Genomic DNA, 19,301 nt, shown 5'->3' on the forward strand with positions numbered 1-19,301 from the left:
GTCATTTCACGATATAGCGCGTTGAGGCAAAGTTATTCAGTATCTTATGGATAATAAAGGTCACGGCCAGGGTGCCGACAATCGCCACCGACACCGATGAAATACGGTACAGCGCGCTAAAAACGATATCCTGATTAGGGTGCATGTATTGCCCGAACATCAGCGCCAGCGTGGTCAGAATAGAAAAGCCCACGCCCGGCCCGACCTTCTCAAACACGTGAATTCGCGCGGCCAGCAGCAGGCCGAGGCTAATCAGCGGCATCAGCAGGATCAGGTGACGGCTGAAATCATAGATCACCAGCTGCACCAGAATCGCGTAAAGACACCCGGCAATCACCCCAACAATGCGCCACCAGGACGAAAGGATCGCCCCGCGAAAATGCATGGGGAACAGGGCAAAAATGCCCGCCATCAGCGCGGCCAGGGAGTCATTCAGCGTGTAGACCTGGAACACGGTGAATAAGAGAGTCGCCGTTAACGAGGCGAGCAGTGTTTCATGCATCACCCGTGGCCCGTCCTTTTGAATCGCAGGCGGCGGCTTACGCGGCTCTACGTCCGGCAGCAAATAACAGCTAAGCGCCGACAGCCCCACCGCCAAAAGGCTGCCAATGATGTTAGAAAACATCAGGTCGCTCATGTCGGTGGTCGGGTAGCTCAGGAAATTAGCCATCACGCTTAAACAGACCACGCCCATCGAGCCAAACAGAAAGAGCGGCCCCCGGCTCATCAGGTAGAAGCGCGTCATGTACATCAGGAACACAATCAGCGTCATTGGCAGCGGGTAATTCGCCAGCACCGCAAACAGCAGCGTCATTTCCACACAGTTCAGCAGCGCGTTAGCGATCATCTGCCGGGCAATATGGCCGTTAAAAATGGGCACCAGCCCGGTGAGCATGATGGGGTAAACCACGTAGAACACCCCGTACTGCGTGTTAACCCAGCTGTAGACAAACATCCCCACGCAACCCGCCATGACGATGCGCAGCATATGGCGGAAATCATTGCCGCTGAACGGCGTCGGTGCATTGCGTTTCAGCGGGCCAAGAATAAATTTAATAAACATAATGCAGGTAGCTCACCAGCCTGATTTGCATCCCGCCGATAAACGACGCGAAAGCGGAAGGCGAATTGTAAAGCTGCACCGTGGCCCGTGCGCCAGCCGGCAGATCTGGCGTTTTCCCGTCTTCAAGCAGCAAATGAATACGCATGCGCTGCGCGTCCCTCACCCAGCGGTTTGACGTTTCCGGCGCGGAAAGCTGCCCGTTGATAGCCTGTTGCCCCGGCAAAACGCCCGCATCTTTGCTGGTGACCCTGGCTTTGAAAACCTGCCCCGGCAGCCCGTCGAATACTATATCCGCCGTTGTTTCTGGGCGGGTTTTACTCAGGCTTTTCTCACGGAAGTCGGCCACGATATCGAGCTTGTCGTTAACCAGCGCCAGCGCGGGGGATCCCGCCCCGGCATACCAGCCCTCTTTCAGCTGTAAATTGCTGATAATGCCGTCGCTGCTGGCAACCACGCGGGTGTAATCCAGATTGAGCCGGGCGTCGTTCAGCAGGTTACGGTATTTTTGCAGCGTGACGTTTTGATCCCCGCGGTCCCCGCGCGAAATCACCAGCTGTGCCAGCGCGGCCTGGAGGTTGTTGACGTTTTGCACCGCGCTTTGCCAGCGCGTAAAAGCCCCGTCCAGATCCTGTTTAGAAATCAGGTTACCGCTGCTAAGTCCGTTAAACCGGTGATAGCTGCGCCCGGCGTTGTCGGCATCCAGCTGGGCGGCTTTAATTTTTGCCCGCGCGGCACTGATTTGGGCGTCAATTTGCTGGTTGTCGAGAATCGCCTGCTGATAAGCAATTTCCGCGCGTTCGAGCTGATTCTGGTAAGGCTTATTGTCGATGTCGAACAGCACATCCCCTTTCTTCACCACGCTGTTGTTGCTGACGTAGATATGCGTCACGTAGCCCGATACGCGTGATGAAACCGGGGTCACCACGCGCATCACGGTGGAGTCCGGGGTTTGCGGCACCCAGATGTCGGCGGCCAGAAAATAGCAAAACATCGCGGCAAACAGCGCCAGCGTGACTTTTACCCAGCGGGTAAATCGTTGTTCAGGGGTCATAACTACTCGCTAAATGAGAAACACGCCGGGAGACCAGGCGTGAAAGAACTATCGAATTTTGATCATGTTGGCGGCCAGCAGGTTTACCGTCTGGCTGAACTGTTCTATTTGCTGCGCCGGAATGCCCTGTGCAACCTGGGCCTGGCACCGCTCCACCGTTTCACTTACCGCCTTAATTGCTTTTTGGCCCGCAGGCGTGAGGGAGATAAATTTCACCCGTCTGTCTTTTTCGTCCGGCGTGCGGGTGACATAGCCCTCTTTTTCCAGCTGTGCCAGCGTGCGCGTCAGGGGCGGCAGGTCGATGCCCTGCGCCCGGGCCAGATCCGTGACGGTGATTTTTTCCCCCGCCACGCTGAGCTGCATCAGCGTCGTCCAGCTGCTTTGGGTCAGGCCGGTAAACGCCACGGCATCATCCACGATGCCACGCCACAGGCGCACCAGCATCGCCAGGCGCATCCCCAGCGGGCGATCGGGAAAATCGACAATGTCGTATTTATCGTCATGCATCGGGTAATCCCCATGTAAATAGTCACCATGATAATTATCATGATAAGTATTTATTTGGTGAATACAACTGACAATAACCAGGGGTAATTATTGAGGAGGTGGCAAAGACAAAAGCGCCCGCAGGCGCTTTAGAAAAGAAAGGATTTTTTAGCTCAGGCGGGCAGCAATATCCGCCACGCGTGCGCCGTATTTGACGGCGGTGTCCAGGTCGCCCTGGGCAATTTGTTCGGCGCCTGCGTCAGACGGAGACTGCACCAGCAGCCCGACCGAGCCGCCCAGGTTGTTCGCGTCTTCGCGGGTTGCCGCCAGGGTATTCGAAGGCAACTGGCCCAGGCTCACCCAAATGCCGCCGTGCTGAGAGGCCAGCGTTTGCATCCACTGCAGGCTCACCTGCTTGTCGCCGTTCAGGCTGGCGCTATTGGTGAAACCGCCGAACACTTTGTCCTGCCAGCCACGGGTGAACCACACTTTGGAGGAAGCATCGGCAAACTTTTTGAACTGCCACGGCACGTTGCCCATGTAGGTCGGCGCCCCAAAGATGATCCCTTTGGCATCGTTCAGTTTTTGCCAGTCTGCTTCCTGAATATCGCCATTGCTGTCCACGGCGACGAGGTCGGCGTTTGCCCCTTGTGCAACATGCTCTGCCACACGTTTGGTGTGACCGTATCCGGAAAAGTAAATAACAACGATTTTAGCCATAATTTTTCTCGACATGGTTAGAGGGAAAGCCCCGGCCAGAAGGCCACAAAATCGGGGTTCATCGTGTCTGTCTTTTTCTTTCTGGTCAAGAAGTTACCTGCCAGTAAGTGACTTACTTCCGGGTAAGTATCGCCGGCTTCACACCGCCCCATTTTGTCTAATAGCCAGATAATTTACCCATTTTGCCGTCTCTTCTGCCGTTTGACTTAGGGCCGCTTCGTTAAACTGTAAAGCGTGAAGATGGCTCTCGGGTGAGCCGTTAACAGCAGGATTGATGACGTGGCAAAAACATTATTGCGCAGCGGATGCCTGGATGACTTTCTCGCGCTGGGCGAAAACGGTCAGGCAGTGTTTGATTCCGCGTTTCAAATACGCGAAACATTACGCCTTCGTAAACAGCAGGCCGTCGCCGACGCGCTGGCCATTCCCCAGCCCAACGACGAAGGCGACCGCGTCGACTGGTATGCGCCTCAGGAAGGCAGCGTCACCAGTTGGGCCGCCGCCAGCGACGAAGAACGCCGCACCGCCCTTCGCTATCTGGATAATTGCTTATCCAACGTCGCCTCGCTCAGCGCGCGCTGCCAGCAGGCGGAGAAAACCTCGATTCGCCTCTTTGGCGCACTGCTGGAAAAAGCTCTGCAGTTCCCCGGCAGCCAGCACGTCTACCTGGTGAACGGCAAGCCGGTGATCACCTTCTGGGGGTTCGTGAATCTTAACCAGGGCGCACGGGACGATGTGCTGGAGTGCCTGCGGGTGGTGGAATCGCGCGAGCCTGAAATTGCGTATATCCCTGAAGAAACGATGCCGGAGCCAGGGCCACTGCCGGTAGAAATTAGCGAGCCAGAAAAGCCGCTGCTTGAAACCCCGATGGCGGTTCAGGTGGATGATGATTCTCCGGTTTATAGCCTCACCGCAGTGAAAAAAGCCGCAGTCGAAGAAGAAAAACCGGCCCCGAGCCCGGAACCTGTCGCCGTAGCCGCGAAACCGCGCCGCCGCTGGCTGCTGCCGGTCGCCGCCGTGATCGCCGTCGCCATTGCGGCCCCGGTGGGTTATCTGCTGCTTAGCGGGAGCCAGACCGCGCCGGTGGCAACCGCCCAGGCCGAAGTCCCGCCTAAACCTATTGCGCCAGCGCCAATACAGGCCGTCGATGTGGCCAAAACTACCCTGCCGCTGACGCCAGCCGAAGTTGTGGTGCCGCCTAAGCCTGAGCCAGCGCCGGTTGCCGCGCCGGAAGAAAATCCTGAACCAATTACCGTTGCCGCAGACGTGCCGAAAAATGCGTTAATTCTACCGGCAGAGGCCGTGAAAATTGGCTCCACTAAATTCCTCAACGGCACCTGGCGAGCACAGATCGATTTCAGTGACCCGATCACCGGTAAAGCGCCAAGCCTGCGCTACCAGATAGCCAACAACAAAGGCACGGTGCGCCTGGTGCACGGCGATAACATTGTCTGTAAAGCCGAGGTGTTTTCCGGCCTGCATCAAAATGGCGCGCTGATGATTAAAACCCGCGGTAGCGCGCGCTGCGGTGACGGCAGCCGCTACCCGATGCCGGAAGTGACCTGTAAAACCGGCAGCAACGGCGCCGCCGTTTGCACCGGCCGCTATCAAGGCGACAAAGTCATACCGATCACCTTCCGAAAAGTGAGTAACTGATCATGCTGGCGACCCTTTTTCACTACAAGCCGAGCGTCACGCTCATCAAAGACAGCGGCATTCAGTTCCTGGACTTTGGCCTTGCGCCGCAGACTAACGCCGCCCACGCCGGGCGCTTTGTGCGTCAGACGGCCAACGGCCCGCTGCTACGCCTTGATTACGATGTTGTGCCCGGGAAATTTACCCTACCGGGCGAAAACGGCACCGCGCCAGAAGTGGTGAAACCCGAAAGCACCATTACGCTTGGCCACTCCCTGCGGGTGATGGACAAAACCTGGCTGCCGCTGCCGTTCCTGCGCTTTAACCCGCCGCGTACCTTTGTGGGTGGACCGGATAACTGGGCCCGCGTGCAGGTGCGTGTTCTGGAGACGCCCGATTCCGCCGGGAATACGGTGCGTATCAGCCTCGCGCTGGACAGCAAAATTTACGCGGACGATCACCCCGCCGCGCATCTGGCACCGACGGAAAACGACGTCCGCAACGGTGCCCGTTTTGCGCTGGCCTGGCACAACCACGAGATCAAAGATTTTCTCGACCAGACCTGGGTGGACGGCTGGCTGCGCGAAACCTTCACCCAGTTTGCCACCCGCGTGGAAAATCGCACCGAGCGTGAGCTCGCCGCCGCTATGAAAGCCTTTGAATATCAGGCTCACTATCTGAATATTCTGGAGCTTATCGGCAACCAGCTCGCCGTGCCGGAAGTGAAGATCGTCACCGCCACGCTGCAATCCCCGCCGATTGACGTAGATTTGGTGCTGGATGTGGGGAACACCCACACCTGCGGCGTCCTGATCGAAGATCACGGCGAAGAAAACGACGGTCTGCGCCAGACAGCCGAGCTGCAGATCCGCTCCCTGAGCGAACCACAGCTGATCAACGACGCAATGTTTACCAGCCGCCTGGAGTTCAGCGAGGCAAAATTTGGCAAGCAGCATTTCTCCGTTGAAAGCGGGCGCGACGACGCCTTTGTCTGGCCTTCTATTGCCCGCGTGGGGGACGAAGCTCGCCGTATGGCCTGCGCTCGCCTGGGTACCGAAGGCGCCAGCGGGATCTCCAGCCCGCGCCGCTATCTGTGGGACGTCACGCCAGCCAGCCAGGACTGGCGCTTCAGCCAGATGGGCGTGAAAACCCAGCGTGAGCCGCTGGCGACCGCTTTCCCGCTGATGAACCTGATGAACGACGACGGCCAGCCGCTGTACGCCCTGCCGATGGACGAACGCCTGCCGGTGTTTTCACCGCAGTACAGCCGCAGCTCGCTGATGACCCTGATGCTGTGCGAGCTGCTCTCCCAGGCGCTGATGCAAATCAACAGTATTGGCTCCCGCCAGAGCATGGGGCACCCGACCTCGCCTCGCCAGCTGCGCAACCTGATTCTGACTTTACCTTCCGCTATGCCAAAACCGGAACGCGAGCTGTTCCGCCAGCGTATGCAGGAGGCGGTCGGCCTGGTGTGGAAAGCGATGGACTGGCACCCGACCGACGAAGGTTTCACCCTCGAGCGAGACAAAAAGAAAAGTATCGTGCCGGTGCCGGAAGTGCAGATGGAGTGGGACGAAGCCACCTGCGGCCAGCTGGTCTGGCTGTATAACGAGGCGCTGGTGAACTACGCCGGGCAAACCGGGCGCTTCTTTGAAAGCCTCGCCCGCCCTGACCGCGCCCTGACGCCGGACGAACCCGTCGGCAAAACCCTGCGCGTGGCGTCGATTGACATCGGCGGCGGCACAACCGATATGGCGATCACCCAGTATCAGCTGGACGACGGCGTGGGCAGCAACGTGAAAATCGCGCCGCGCCTGCTGTTCCGTGAAGGCTTTAAAGTCGCCGGGGACGATATTTTGCTGGACGTGATTCAGCGCTGCGTCCTGCCTGCGTTGCAGGCCCACATCCACAAAGCGGGCGTAGCTGACGCACCAGGCCTGATGACCACGCTGTTTGGGGAATCCGGCCGCATGGACACCCGCGCCACGCTACGCCAGCAAACTGCGCTCCAGCTGTTTATTCCGCTCGGCCATGCAGTGCTTTCTTTCTGGGAAGAGAGCGACCCGGAAGAGCCGGATTCGGTGCTGGAAGCAACCTTCGGCGAGCTACTGACCCAGCAGCCAACCCGCAACGTGATCAACTACGTTCAGCAGGCCGTGCAGCACGAGCTGCCAGCCGACGCGCCGCAGTTTGACATCATGAGCGTGCCGCTGCAGGCGGAAATTGCCGCGCTGCAGGATGCGCTGCTGGCGGGCCAGTTTACCCTCACCGCGCCGCTGCAGGCGCTGTGCGAAGTGATCAACCATTATTGCTGCGACGTGCTGTTAGTCACCGGTCGCCCTGGCTGTCTGCCTGGCGTGCAGGCGCTTCTGCGTCACCTGCAGCCGGTACCGGTTAACCGCATTGTCTGGCTCGATAACTACCAGACCCACGAGTGGTATCCGTTCAGCCAGCAAGGGCGCATCGGTAACCCGAAATCTACCGCCGCGGTGGGCGCAATGCTGTGCAGCCTGGCGATGGATCTGCGTCTGCCGAGCTTTAACTTTAAAGCCGCCGATATTCAGGCCTATTCCACCGTGCGCTACCTGGGCATGCTGGACGGCAACGACCGGCTGCTGGAAGACAACGTCTGGTACCGGGATATCGATCTCGACAGCCCGCAGGCGAACCTGGACACCCGAGTCCACTTCCCGCTGCGCGGCAACGCCTGCCTGGGCTTCCGTCAGTTGGATAACGCCCGCTGGCCAGCCACGCCGCTCTACACGCTGGCAATCAACTCGCCGCAGCTGGCGAAATCAATTGCCGGAGACGGCGTGCTGAACGTGCGCCTGAAGCAGACCCGCGAGGCCGAGTCATTCAGCCTTGCCGAAGCCTGGCTGTCGGACGGCAGCAAAGTCCCCCTCGAACAACTGAGTTTTAAACTGAATACCCTCGCCGGCAGCTACAGCGGGGCGACGCATTACTGGATAGACAGCGGGAGCGTATACCAAAAATGAAGCAGCTAACTACCACGCTCAGCCATCTGGTGAACTGGGTTCAGATGACCCGCGCTTTCTCCCCGCTGCTCGACAATGAAGCGGACAGTCTTTTGGCGCGCCTCCAACAGCTGAGCGAACGCCACCGTCGCATCAGCGCGCTGGAGGACGCTCCGCTGACGCTAGGCATTTATGGCCACGCCCTGGACGGCAAAAATCATCTGCTGAATACCCTGCAGGGCAGCCCGAATAGCCGCATTGATATTCAGCTCGGTGATAAACGACTGGACTACCTGACGCACATCAACCCAGGCCATACGCCAGCGGCGATGGCGGTGCGCTTCAGCGCCCAACGGCCCCCTGAAGTAGAGAATTACCCGCTGCTGCTGACGCTGTTTAGCGAGGCCGAACTGGCGCAGCAGTTTATCAACAGGTATCACGCCTCTGACGCGCCCCGTCTGGCAACGTCCAGCGCGGTTGCCCTGCGGCTGACCGAACTGGAGTCCCGCCGTCTGTCTGCCGCTGCACCAGGATTAACCCGTGAGCAAACGGCCGATCTGCTGTACGGCTACCACCGCCTCCAGCGCCGTCAGCATCACCTGGATGAGCGCCTGGTTTACCGCATGGCCGAGCTTGCACCTTACCTTTCGACAGAAGATCGCGCCTTGCTGTTCGCCCTGCTGTGGGGCGAAGATAGCGCCCTGACGGAAACCTGGCTGCGGCTGGCGCAGGCCTTGCAGCATTTGAGCTGCGTGGAACAGGTTCTGGCTCCGGCAAGCCTCGTGGTGGACAGTTTCCTGCTGCCTGCCGAAGGTTTTCTCATTCCTTCCGGCCCGGAAGACGCACCGGAACAGGCGGATGTGATGGTTTGCCCACTGCTGGGAAATCAGCCTGGTTCTCACCTCAGCCTGCCGCAGAACGACCTGGCGCTGCTGTGCGCCGAGGTTATTTTCACCCTCAGCCAGCCGACTGCGCTGAGCAACGTGGATTTACTGGATATCCCGGCGAATCAGCTTAGCTGGTACACCACCCGGCTTCAGCCGGACACGCTGCTGGTGTGTAACGCCGTCAGCGAACGCAGTGAAGTTCAGGCGACGGGGAAAGCGCTGGCATGGTGGGTAGACAGCACCCAAAGCCCGGGGCACAGCTCGCTGCCGGGCCTGGTCTGGGCCATCACGCCGTTTGACGCCCGGTTTACGCTCGGTGCCAGCCTGGACGACGGCGTTCAGCGTCTGATTGGCAACCCGGGCAAGCGCTGGGGCACGCTGCAGGCGCTGGACAGCAGAAACATGCATCGCCTGCTGGAATGGCTGACCGATGCGCTAAATCCCACCCGCCGTGAACAGCGCCTCGCTGCCCTGCGCGGTGAGCTGGAAACGCAAACCGTCGAACTGTTCCAGCGCTTTATTGACGCACAGCAGGCCACCCCACAGCAGGCTCGCCAGCAGGCAGAAGATCTGGTGCGTGCTCTGCAGGCCCGGGCGACCCAGCACGGTGATTTGCTGGCAAGCCTGGTGCCATCCCGGGATGCTCTGCAGCAGATCTGGCTGCAGCACCAACAGCAGCATCAGCCTAAACCGGAAGGCTTTGCGCTGGAGATAGACTTGTTTGCCGACGCGGCCGAGCATGTTGCCCCTCAGACCGAAGGCATCAGCTACGCCCGCGCCGTGCATCAGCTTTGGGTTAACCACCTGCGCCTGCTGGGCCAGCGTCGGGAAGCCGCACACCAGTTTGGCCTGGACAGCGTTCAGCTTCAGGCGCTGTGCAACACGCTGATCGTCGCCAGCTACCGGCTGGATGTGCCGATGAGGCTGGAACGCAGCATGCAAAACGGCGACTCCGGGCTTGAGCTGGATATTTCCCGTGCCAGCACGGTGCTGGGTGATTTTATTGCCTGGCTGGGCTACGCCAGCATGCCAGTTACCGATCGCCCGGCAAGCCGCGTCAATAAAGGTCAGGCCGTGTTTGCCCCCCCTGCCCAGGCGGATATCAGCCGTCGACTGACAAAACTGGGCGAGCAGCCAACGCGCGGCAACGCCAGCTACGTGTACGACTGGCTGGTCGCGCTATATACCCGGGCCACGGAGAATATCGGCTATCAAAACCCGCTGGATATTAATGAGAAGCAGCGGCAGACGCTGGTGAAGCTGCTGGGATGAATTTGGGGGCGTCAGCCCCTCACCCCGGCCCTCTCCCCAAAGGGGATAGGGGGAAAATAAAAGGTCAGAACAGAACGCAATCTATTCCCTCCCCCCAAGGGGCGTGGGAGAAACGACAGGTCAAAACAGTAGGTCATCTATTCCCTCTCCCTTCCAGGGAGAGGGTTAGGGTGAGGGTAAGCAGCGACGCCGCCGTCGAATGCATTCGTAACAAATTCTGGCAGGTGGCAACCCATTCACTTTCCCGCTACAATCCGCCCACCCATTCACTCAATATATATAAGGAGGATCCCCATGATGTCTTGTGAGCGCTTTAACCGTTCGCATACTTTTGGCGATCGTCTCTGCTCAAGCGTTATCGGTTCCGTGCTGCGATAACTTCGGCTTGAGCGAAGAAACTTACTGAATCCCTTCTCTCGGGCTTACCGGGTTATCGTCAGCGTTATACGACGAGGCGTTTGCACGCCATAACTCTTGAGTAAGCACATATGAGCACTTTATTAACCGCCCAATCTCTGCACCTCGACACCGCTTTCGGTTCGCTGCTGGAGTCCATCACTTTTACCCTGAAAAAAGGCGACCGTATTGGCCTGATCGGTCATAACGGCTGTGGCAAAAGCACCCTGCTGAAACTGCTGGACGGCACTCTTTCGCCCACCAGCGGCTCGGTGACTCAGGCGGCTAGCTGCCTGATGGCAAGGGTTGAACAGCATCTGCCGGAAAGCCTCAATACGATGACCATGCTCGATGCTGTGCTGGCACAAATTGAGGAAAACCAGCGAGATAGCGAATGCTGGCGGGCAGAAGCTTTGCTGGCAAGTATGGGCTTTAGCGAAACGGACTGGCGACTGACTTCCGGCACGCTGAGCGGCGGGCAGCATACTCGCCTGCTGCTGGCGCGAGCGCTAATTAGTGAGCCAGATTTACTGCTGCTGGATGAACCCAGTAACCACCTGGACTTGCCCACGCTGCTGTGGCTGGAACAGTTCCTGCGCGGCTGGAGCGGCAGCTTCGTGCTGGTTTCGCACGACCGCAGCCTGCTGGATAACGTCACCAACGGCAGTTGGATTTTGCGCGATCGTTCACTGCATTTCTTTGCGCTACCGTGTTCTCAGGCGCGCAGTGCGCTGGAGGAACGGGACAGAACCGATGCCCACCGCCATCAGGCGGAGCAAAAGGAAATCGACCGCATTACCGCCAGCGCCAAACGGCTGGCAATTTGGGGCCGGGTCTACGACAACGAAGATCTTTCCCGAAAAGCCAAGCAGATGGAAAAGCGCATTGATCGGCTGAAGGACGAGCAAACTGAGCTCACGGCGGGCAGCCAGTGGCAGCTTAAGCTGAAAGGTGAAGCGCTGATTGCCGACAGGCTGCTGGAGCTGGAAGCGCTTAACGTTCGGCCTGCGCCGGAGTGTGAACCTCTATTCATTCTGCCGTTGCAGCGAGTGAAAAGCGGCGACCGCGTGGCGGTGATAGGCCGGAACGGCTGCGGCAAGTCGTCTCTGCTGCGCCTGCTTTGGCAGCAGTACCAGCAGTCAGAGCGTGAGGACGCTATTCGCCTGCATCCTCGGGTGCATCTGGGGTATTACGACCAAACGCTGCACCAGCTTAACGACGGTGATTCGCTGCTGGAGGCGCTGGAGCCGTTTGCCCCGCTCAGCGAGCAGGACAGGAAAATGGCGTTAATCAGCGCCGGATTTCCGTGGCTGCGACACCAGCAAGCCGTCAGTACGCTGAGCGGCGGAGAGCGTTCGCGCCTGCTGTTCGTTGGCCTGACGCTGGCCCGCTACTCCCTGCTGATGCTGGATGAACCGACCAACCACCTGGACATGGAAGGCAAAGAGGCGCTGGCGGAAACGCTGCAAACCTTTGAAGGTGGCGTGCTGTTAGTGACCCACGACCGCGAGCTGATAGCCAAAGGCTGCAACCGCTTCTGGCTGGTGAACAACGGCGTGCTGAGCGAATGGCACGACCTGGACGCGCTGTACGCCCTGCTGACAGCAGAGGAAAGCGGGCTGCCGCTGACCGAAGTGAAATCCCAGCCAGAGCAAGTCATCCAGCAAGCACCGCACTATAGAGAAAGCGATGCGCTGCTGGAACGACTTATCGAGCTGGAGGAAAAGCTGGCGGAGGACGTGACGCGCAAGGAAAAGCACCAGAAACCGGCGCTGCAAAAACAGTGGCGGGAAGAAATTGAGGCGTTAAATAAAAAGTTAGCGATTTAAAGCCAAAGCCATCCTTCGGGATGGCTTTCAGGCCGCTGACAAACCTCTATCAATAGAAGAAATACCAGACAATCCGTCAAAAGAAACAGGAAAATCAATTCATTGATTTTCGGCTGATAACCACGAAGAGGGAAAAACCACGCTTTTTTCCTCTTCGTCTGTCACCAAAAGCCATCCTTCGGGATGGCTTTTTTATTATGCCCTGCACTGCTCGGCGAGCACCCTGGCTAGCCCGGCGGGGTTTTCCCAGGACATAGCGTGCCCGGCGCTCGGTACGATGGCTGTCAACCCGGTCTGTTGTATTTACGTATACACGCACAATCAGTCAACATCATAAAAAAGCATATTCATAACCCACAGTCATGCTAAATTTTCGTCATACTCCGTAACCTTCGAAATTTTACGAAACACCCCTGTAAACCCCCACGCCGGAACTAAAAAAATGCTCGGATAATAAATCACTTACTGTTTTACCGTATTCCCCGCGATCATTATAAAGGCGATTGGTGAAACAAATTAAATTATTTTCCCGCATTAATTTTTTGATGGATTCAATATCAACCACAACTTGTTCTGAGACTTTTTTCAATGCATGATCACGGCCTCCATGTAAAAATGCATTATAGTAACAACGTTTAAGATGTGCCGGCACATAACTTATTCCTTTGACTTTTATCATTCTGGTGCAAGGCATGTCGCGGTATAAATTAATACCTGGCCTTCCTATTAACAATATCTCATTATGTCCCATGCCCCTCGAACTAAAACATTTAACAATAAAATCCTGAAAATTAATTATATTGGCATATCCATTATGAGAGTCGATTTTTAATGAAAATCTGTTGATACCTTTAAATATATGTCGAGTTAATGCAGAGCTATCCAGCACCTTCCCTGTCGGGCTATTAAATTTCCTGCCTGCATGATTAGGGAATGCTACATCACTGCTATGGGTTCCAAGAATATTTTGCACTGGAACGTCCAACTCTAAATGAATAGGGTGTGCACCATTAGCGTCAGATGAAAAGTTAGCATCTCCTCTATTGGCATAATTGACTAAGCTGCATGAAATAACATCCCATTTAGATAAGATGGCATTTGCAGAACCTTTGAATAACGGAGTTGAATAATTATTACTGCTTACACTATGAATTAGACAAAAATTCTTTCTATTTAACCCTCTACTCCAGGATTTTAATAAATCTATTTTATGCATATCACTATCAAATGAGACTAAAGAGTCCATCTCACTAATAGGGTTGTTTTTAACCAAATTGATAGATTTGATGAATGTTTCTCTTTCTGGGAAGTCAGCTATTACACGCTGACTTACGGCATAAGGAAAAAGGGAAGTGGGCTCTGGTAGCATAATTTTCTATCTCTTAATTTTTAATAGGCTGAAGTTCAATGACACTTAATGCTATCGATTCCATTATCTACTGACATAATTAATCAGCCTCATATCGTTTTCAAGAAAAACATGGCGCTGCTTTAGCTCATTATCCAGACTATCGCCTTGTAGCCCCATGCATACTTTCCAGAAAAACACCATGCAATGTTAAAAATGCATTAACTATCAAATAGTTAAATCTATAAAACAGTAATATATCACAAGATTTTTTCGTCTTGCTGGGTTTTATAAATCGTGGCGCAGGCAATACTGCGTTGGCGAGCAATTTTCATTACACCAGTACTTTTCAGTGATGTGTCAATACCGTACTGATGGCCGTAAAACCTTACCAGATCAGTTATTCCTGGACTGGCACATCATCGATTATGCTCGACACAAGCAAGCACTCTTCGGAGGGAAAACTATAATCAGCGTGAATATATGATTGGTTGACTTTATGTCAGATGCTGGAAAATCAATTTTCTGGAGTATAAACGGCATTATTTATTATAGCGTACTGAATGATATTTTCAGAGGGCAATCCGCTCCTCAGGAAATAGTCCTTCCATGGGCAGAAATGTTCCGGATAAAAGGCTCTCGGGGGCCAGGTAAACGGCAAGACTTCAGTAGCTTGCTCCTCTGCCGCAGGCGACAAAGGAGCAAGGGCAAAAATTACTTCAGGGGTTCGGGCAGCTTAATCACCCAGAAATCGTTTTGTGATTCTGGTTTTTCCAGCGGCTTCAGCTCAATTTTGGTCGCCACTTCCGCGCCGTCTTTCAGCAGGTGACCTTTGCCGTCCACCTGGTAGTCATCGGCGTTCGCCAGCACGGCCTGCAGGCCAAAATCGTTGTCGTTGATCACGGCAATCGTCTGATTATCAATCAGCGCCATGCCTTCGGCTTTTTCCTGCTGCCAGCCCAGCTTGCGCAGGTCGACAACCTCTTTTTTGCTCGCCAGCTTGATGCCGCGCGCCTTCAGTTGCTCAGCATCATCAAACTCCGGGGCTTTTTCTTTATCGAACCCGGCCAGATCGGACGCGCCGTTCAGGTCAACCACGTAGACCAGGTTGCGCATCTGTTTGTTTTTGTCACCGCCTTGCTCAATCAGCAGCAGGCGGTGGTTGTCCAGCGCCACGATATCGCCAATTTTGGCATCTTTGGCTTTTTTATAGACGTCCACGTCGATCGGGTAGCCGTACATTTCGGTTTTACCGGTCGCCGGGTCGAGGCTGACCAGACGCGTGAACTGCGCGCTGTTTTTGGTTTTGCCGTCAATATCCAACGTGCTCTGCACCGCCGCAATAATCCGGCCATCCGGCATGCGGGTGATGCCTTCGAACCCACGGTTAGGCTGGCGCCATTTGACAATATTCGGCAATCCGCCCGCCACGCCCTGTTCACCGTGCTCAGCCTGCGGGCCATATTTTTTCAGGATTTTGCCGTTAGCATCCACATGGATAACGAACGGGCCGTACTCGTCGCACAGCCAGTAACCGCCCTTGCCGTCCGGCGTGATGCCTTCGGTGTCCAGCCCGCGCTGGTCACTCTTCAACTTCTGGAGCGTATCGCTCAGGGCAATTTCATTGGTTGCGCCAATCAGCCCTTCCGGCAGCGGCAGCCCGCTAATCGGCCCCTGCGCATCATGCAGCGGCTTCGCGTCGATAGCTTCGGCTTTACCGTTGCTCACGCGGATGGTCATCAGCAGCGGCGTGAAGTCAGGATTTGCAAAAATCTTGGACTCTTTTTTCCCGGCTTTCGGCGAGTCAGCATTGGGCCCGCGATCCGTCACGGTAGTAAAGATCAGGTCGTCGCCCTGCTTGCCCATAAAGGTCAGGCCCGAGCCAACGCCTACCGGCAGTCCGTGCGGGAAGTTAGCGGCGTATTCACCTTTGTAGGCCACGCTGTCCCCTTGCGGGAACGTGACAACGTAACGGTCAACCTGCGCATCCGCAGCGTGACCAGCCAGAGGGAATACGGTACTGCAAAGTAAGGCAAGTATTTTTAATTTCATGGTTTTTATATATATCGGTGGTTGAGGTACCGGAGTTATAAAATAGCCAGATGACAGTAAGATTACACTTTGTGCTCTAAATTTCCCGCCCGGTAAATATCCCCTTTCAGCTGCCGATAACCCTACAGCCAGCAGTGTTGAATGCTCTTCAGCGCGGCTGGGATAAGAATATTTCACCGACTTAAGGATTTAGTATGTCAGTCAGGCGTTTTTCGATTTTGGTTTTCAGCACGCTGTTGCTTATTTTTCTCGCCAGCACGGCGTCCAATATTTGGTCCCTTACCCGCAGCAACCATGCCCTCAATGACGTCAACAGCGAAATACGCGTAGTGTTATCCGTCATTGACCCCATTAACCACAGCCGCACGATGCGCGTACGCGCCATGCAGGCCATTCAGGAGATGGAATCCGGCAACGCCGAGCAGGCTAGCCAGAGCCTGGCTGGGGCAAAAGAAGCGCTGGGTAAAGCAGACACCAGCTTTAAGGCTTACCTTGAAACGACGAAGCAATCCGGGGAACAAGCGCTCGCCGATGACTATAAAGCCGCCTGGCTCGCCTATCGTGACGGAGGGCTGCTGCCTCTGTTAGAGGCCGCCCAGGCCAATGACAAAGCCCGCAGCGCGGAACTGGTCACGGGCACCATCCCGGCGCTCGATCGGGGGTTCGAAATCACGCTGGATAAGCTGCTGGCATTCCGGGAGCAACACGCACACCAGCTCAATGCCGAGGCACAGGCAGGTTTTCAGTCGAGTTTTGTCGCCATCGGCCTGTTTGCCGCGCTGTTTATCGCGATTCTTGCCGCCGCGTTTGTTTTGCTGAAAGTTCGCGTCCTCAAAGAGCTGGACACCGCGAAGGCCCACTGCGCTGAAATTGCCAACGGCCTGCTGCACCGTTCCATTGATATCAAATCCAATGATGAAATCGGCCAGATGATGCACAGCCTCGAGCAAATGCGCCTGTCGCTGACCGAAATCATCAGCCAGGTACGCGAGTCCAGCACCACCGTCGGCTATGCATCAGAAGAGATTGCGGCGGGCAATACCGACCTGTCCGCTCGCACCGAAGAGCAGGCGGCGTCGCTGGGTGAAACGGCGGCCAGCATGGAACAATTGACCGTCACGGTTAAACGGACGTCAGAAAGCTCGCATCAGGCCAATACGCTGGCTAACGGTATGCGCGCGGCGGCCAGCGAAGGTCAGCAAATCGTCGACCAGGTCATCGGCTCTATGCGCAATATTGAAACCAGTTCCGGCAAAATCGACAGCATTATTTCCATCATCGAAGACATCGCCTTCCAGACCAATATTCTTGCCCTTAACGCGGCGGTTGAAGCCGCACGAGCCGGGGAACAAGGTCGCGGTTTCGCGGTGGTCGCAGCGGAGGTACGCAATCTCGCCCAACGTTCTTCCGTGGCGGCAAAAGAAATTAAAGAGCTGATAGAGCTGTCCGGCCAGCAGGTCACCAACGGCAGCGAGCTGGTCAACCGGGCCGGGGAAAGCATGAAACGCATCGCTACCTCGATTACCCAGGTCACCACGCTGATGGCTGAGATTGCCGTCTCTACCGATGAGCAGAGCCGCGGCATTGAGCAGATTAATCAGGCCGTGCTGCAAATGGACGTGGTCACCCAGCAAAATGCCGCGCTGGTTGAGCAGGCCTCTGCCGCCGCGCATTCCCTAAAAGATCAGTCGCAACGGCTCAATGAGTCGGTTTCAGTGTTTAAACTCGCCTGATAACCCTGGGGCTACCTCAACGCGCTTTGGGGTAGCCTTTGTTAAGTTTCTGTAGCGATAAAGATTGATCTGCGTCACAGTCTGCCGTTAAATACAGTCTCTTGTTACTAGTCTGTTACTCATCATGATCGTTCGCCCGCATCAACACTGGTTGGCTCGCCTCTTCGTCTGGCACGGCTCAGTGCTGGAAAAGATTTATTCCCGCCTGCTGCTGAATCTGCTGCTTTCTATTAGCGTTATTTTTTTCCTGCCGTGGTACGAAACCCTCGGAATCAAGCTCACCATCGCGCCATTCAGCATTCTCGGCGTGGCTATCGCCATTTTTCTCGGGTTCCGCAACAGCGCCTGCTACGCACGCTTCAACGAAGCGCGTCTGCTGTGGGGCCAGTTGGCCATCACGTCGCGCTCTTTGTTACGCGAGGTGAAAACGCTGGCGGGGGATCAGCCCGAAACGGTGCAGCAGTTTGTGAATTTACAGGTCGCCTTTTGCAACAGCCTGCGCATGACGTTGCGCAAAAAGCCGCAGCAGGAAACGCTTAGTCGTTACCTGAGCCCGCAGGATCTGGCCTGGGTCAGCGCAAGCCATGCGCCGTGTAATCGTATTTTGATGCTGATGGGCAGTTGGCTGAACCAGCAGCGCGAGCAAGGCGTGATTTCCGACGTGCTATGGCGCAGCCTGGACAATCATCTGAACGAACTGTCGGCGGTGTCCGGCGGCTGCGAACGCATTATTTCTACGCCGATGCCCTTCGCCTATAGCCTGATTCAGCACCGCACGGTGTATATCTTCTGCATCATGCTGCCGTTTGCTCTGGTGACCGACCTCCACTACATGACGCCGTTTGTTTCCGTGTTTGTGTCGTATACCTTTATTTCCCTCGACTCGCTGGCCGAAGAGCTGGAAGATCCGTTTGGTACCGAGGACAACGACCTGCCGCTGGATGCTATTTGCGTGGCGATTGAGCGTGATTTACGGGATATGAACGATGAGGCGGAGAAGCCAGAGGCGCTGCAGCCGAACAGGCATTATCGGCTGAGCTGATTTTACCCTCAGCCTAACCCTCTCCCTCAAAGGGAGAGGGGATCACTCATGCTCCCCGTCGGCTATTTTCTCCCTTTTCCTTTGGGGAGAGGTGAAAACTCTGTCAAAACGCCACCCCAAACAATCCTGCCAGCTTACGCTTCCCGCTCTCGGACACGTGCAGCTCACGACTGACCAGATCCCGCCGCATCCACCCTTTTTGTTCGCAGGTGTGCAGCAACGCTTTGCCTAGCTGTCCTCCCAGATGTTCGCGTCTTTCACTCCAGTCCAGACAGCCGCAGGCGTAGCGCCGGCGCGAGGCCCCGCTTTCCACGTTTACGCCCAGAAGCAGCAATTGTTCTTCCCCCCTGGCGGTGACCACATACTCTTCCCCCTCCAGCCAGCGAAGGCGAAATAATGCGTCATGGAGTGCCACGGCGATCTCTCCCGCCATATGGTCATAGCAGGTTCTGGCGTAGCGAAGATTGCCGGGAGTTTTGGTGCGCATAGTCGCGTCATCGCGGCCAACCAGCCCCATTAATCCTTCCAGCGCCCCGGCAATTTGGCTGCTGTGAAGCCGGTAGTAACGATGTCGCCCCTGCTGCACGCAGGCAATCAGCGATTGCTCCATTAACTTTGCCAGATGGCTGCTGGCCGTGGACGGTGCCACATTAGCCATGATGCTCAGTTCGGTTGCCGTCCAGGCCCGGCCATCCATTAACGCGCACAGCATGCTGGCTCGGGTTTTGTCCGCAATGGCGGCGGCAACGGCGGCAAGCCGGGTTTCGAGAAAATCTGTTTCCATATTTCGATGCTCAGCGAAGCGTCCTGTC

Annotated in this window: 13 protein-coding genes; 6 read left to right on the forward strand and 7 right to left on the reverse strand. The window is 56.1% G+C overall.

The features are described 5' to 3' along the window. Window position 1 precedes the first annotated feature (1 nt). From F3J26_RS06895 to F3J26_RS06910, 4 genes are all read right to left on the reverse strand, one after another. Window positions 2–1,063, reverse strand: a complete 1,062-nt coding sequence (locus F3J26_RS06895) for a DUF2955 domain-containing protein (protein WP_166992624.1) — start codon at window positions 1,061–1,063, stop codon at window positions 2–4. Next, on the reverse strand, window positions 1,053–2,114 hold the full coding sequence (locus F3J26_RS06900; protein WP_166992626.1) for an HlyD family secretion protein: 1,062 nt from the start codon (window positions 2,112–2,114) through the stop codon (window positions 1,053–1,055). Before F3J26_RS06900 ends, F3J26_RS06895 begins: the two co-directional genes overlap by 11 nt. Before the next feature lie 48 nt (window positions 2,115–2,162). After that, complete coding sequence (locus F3J26_RS06905; protein ID WP_166992629.1) at window positions 2,163–2,621, reverse strand: MarR family winged helix-turn-helix transcriptional regulator; 459 nt, start codon at window positions 2,619–2,621, stop codon at window positions 2,163–2,165. A gap of 147 nt (window positions 2,622–2,768) precedes the next feature. Further along, window positions 2,769–3,320 carry a flavodoxin family protein gene (locus F3J26_RS06910; protein ID WP_008459077.1) on the reverse strand — a complete coding sequence of 184 codons (552 nt, stop codon included), beginning with the start codon at window positions 3,318–3,320 and terminating at the stop codon, window positions 2,769–2,771. A gap of 279 nt (window positions 3,321–3,599) precedes the next feature. Here F3J26_RS06910 and F3J26_RS06915 point away from each other — a divergent pair, with 279 nt between their 5' ends. The 4 genes from F3J26_RS06915 to F3J26_RS06930 all read left to right on the forward strand — a co-directional run bounded on the left by F3J26_RS06915 (window position 3,600) and on the right by F3J26_RS06930 (window position 12,314). Continuing rightward, window positions 3,600–4,976: an SrfA family protein gene (locus F3J26_RS06915; RefSeq protein WP_166992633.1), complete on the forward strand. Its 1,377-nt coding sequence runs from the start codon at window positions 3,600–3,602 to the stop codon at window positions 4,974–4,976. A gap of 2 nt (window positions 4,977–4,978) precedes the next feature. Continuing rightward, on the forward strand, window positions 4,979–7,951 hold the full coding sequence (locus tag F3J26_RS06920) for a virulence factor SrfB (protein WP_166992636.1): 2,973 nt from the start codon (window positions 4,979–4,981) through the stop codon (window positions 7,949–7,951). Further along, on the forward strand, window positions 7,948–10,089 hold the full coding sequence (locus F3J26_RS06925; RefSeq protein ID WP_166992639.1) for a virulence factor SrfC family protein: 2,142 nt from the start codon (window positions 7,948–7,950) through the stop codon (window positions 10,087–10,089). Before F3J26_RS06920 ends, F3J26_RS06925 begins: the two co-directional genes overlap by 4 nt. 488 nt (window positions 10,090–10,577) lie before the next feature. Further along, the gene (locus F3J26_RS06930; RefSeq protein WP_166992641.1) at window positions 10,578–12,314 is read left to right on the forward strand and encodes an ABC-F family ATP-binding cassette domain-containing protein; all 1,737 of its coding nucleotides are present in this window, start codon (window positions 10,578–10,580) and stop codon (window positions 12,312–12,314) included. Between the two features lie 400 nt (window positions 12,315–12,714). On the opposite strand, the gene F3J26_RS06935 is transcribed toward F3J26_RS06930, so the two are convergent. Continuing rightward, entirely contained in the window at window positions 12,715–13,683 is a 969-nt protein-coding gene (locus F3J26_RS06935; protein WP_166992644.1) for a hypothetical protein, read from the reverse strand. Between the two features lie 693 nt (window positions 13,684–14,376). Then, window positions 14,377–15,714 (reverse strand): esterase-like activity of phytase family protein, encoded by a 1,338-nt coding sequence (locus tag F3J26_RS06940; protein ID WP_166992647.1) that lies wholly within the window; start codon window positions 15,712–15,714, stop codon window positions 14,377–14,379. A 194-nt stretch (window positions 15,715–15,908) separates the two neighbouring features. On the opposite strand from F3J26_RS06940, the gene F3J26_RS06945 reads away from it, so the two are divergent. Beyond that, window positions 15,909–17,447, forward strand: a complete 1,539-nt coding sequence (locus F3J26_RS06945; RefSeq protein WP_166992650.1) for a methyl-accepting chemotaxis protein — start codon at window positions 15,909–15,911, stop codon at window positions 17,445–17,447. Window positions 17,448–17,571: 124 nt separating this feature from the next. Continuing rightward, window positions 17,572–18,489, forward strand: a complete 918-nt coding sequence (locus tag F3J26_RS06950) for a bestrophin family protein (RefSeq protein WP_166992652.1) — start codon at window positions 17,572–17,574, stop codon at window positions 18,487–18,489. 103 nt (window positions 18,490–18,592) lie between these two features. On the opposite strand, the gene F3J26_RS06955 is transcribed toward F3J26_RS06950, so the two are convergent. Continuing rightward, window positions 18,593–19,273 carry an ArsR/SmtB family transcription factor gene (locus F3J26_RS06955; protein WP_008459096.1) on the reverse strand — a complete coding sequence of 227 codons (681 nt, stop codon included), beginning with the start codon at window positions 19,271–19,273 and terminating at the stop codon, window positions 18,593–18,595. Window positions 19,274–19,301: the final 28 nt, after the last annotated feature.

The organism is Enterobacter sp. Ap-867, assembly GCF_011752855.1.
Taxonomy (GTDB): domain Bacteria; phylum Pseudomonadota; class Gammaproteobacteria; order Enterobacterales; family Enterobacteriaceae; genus Cedecea.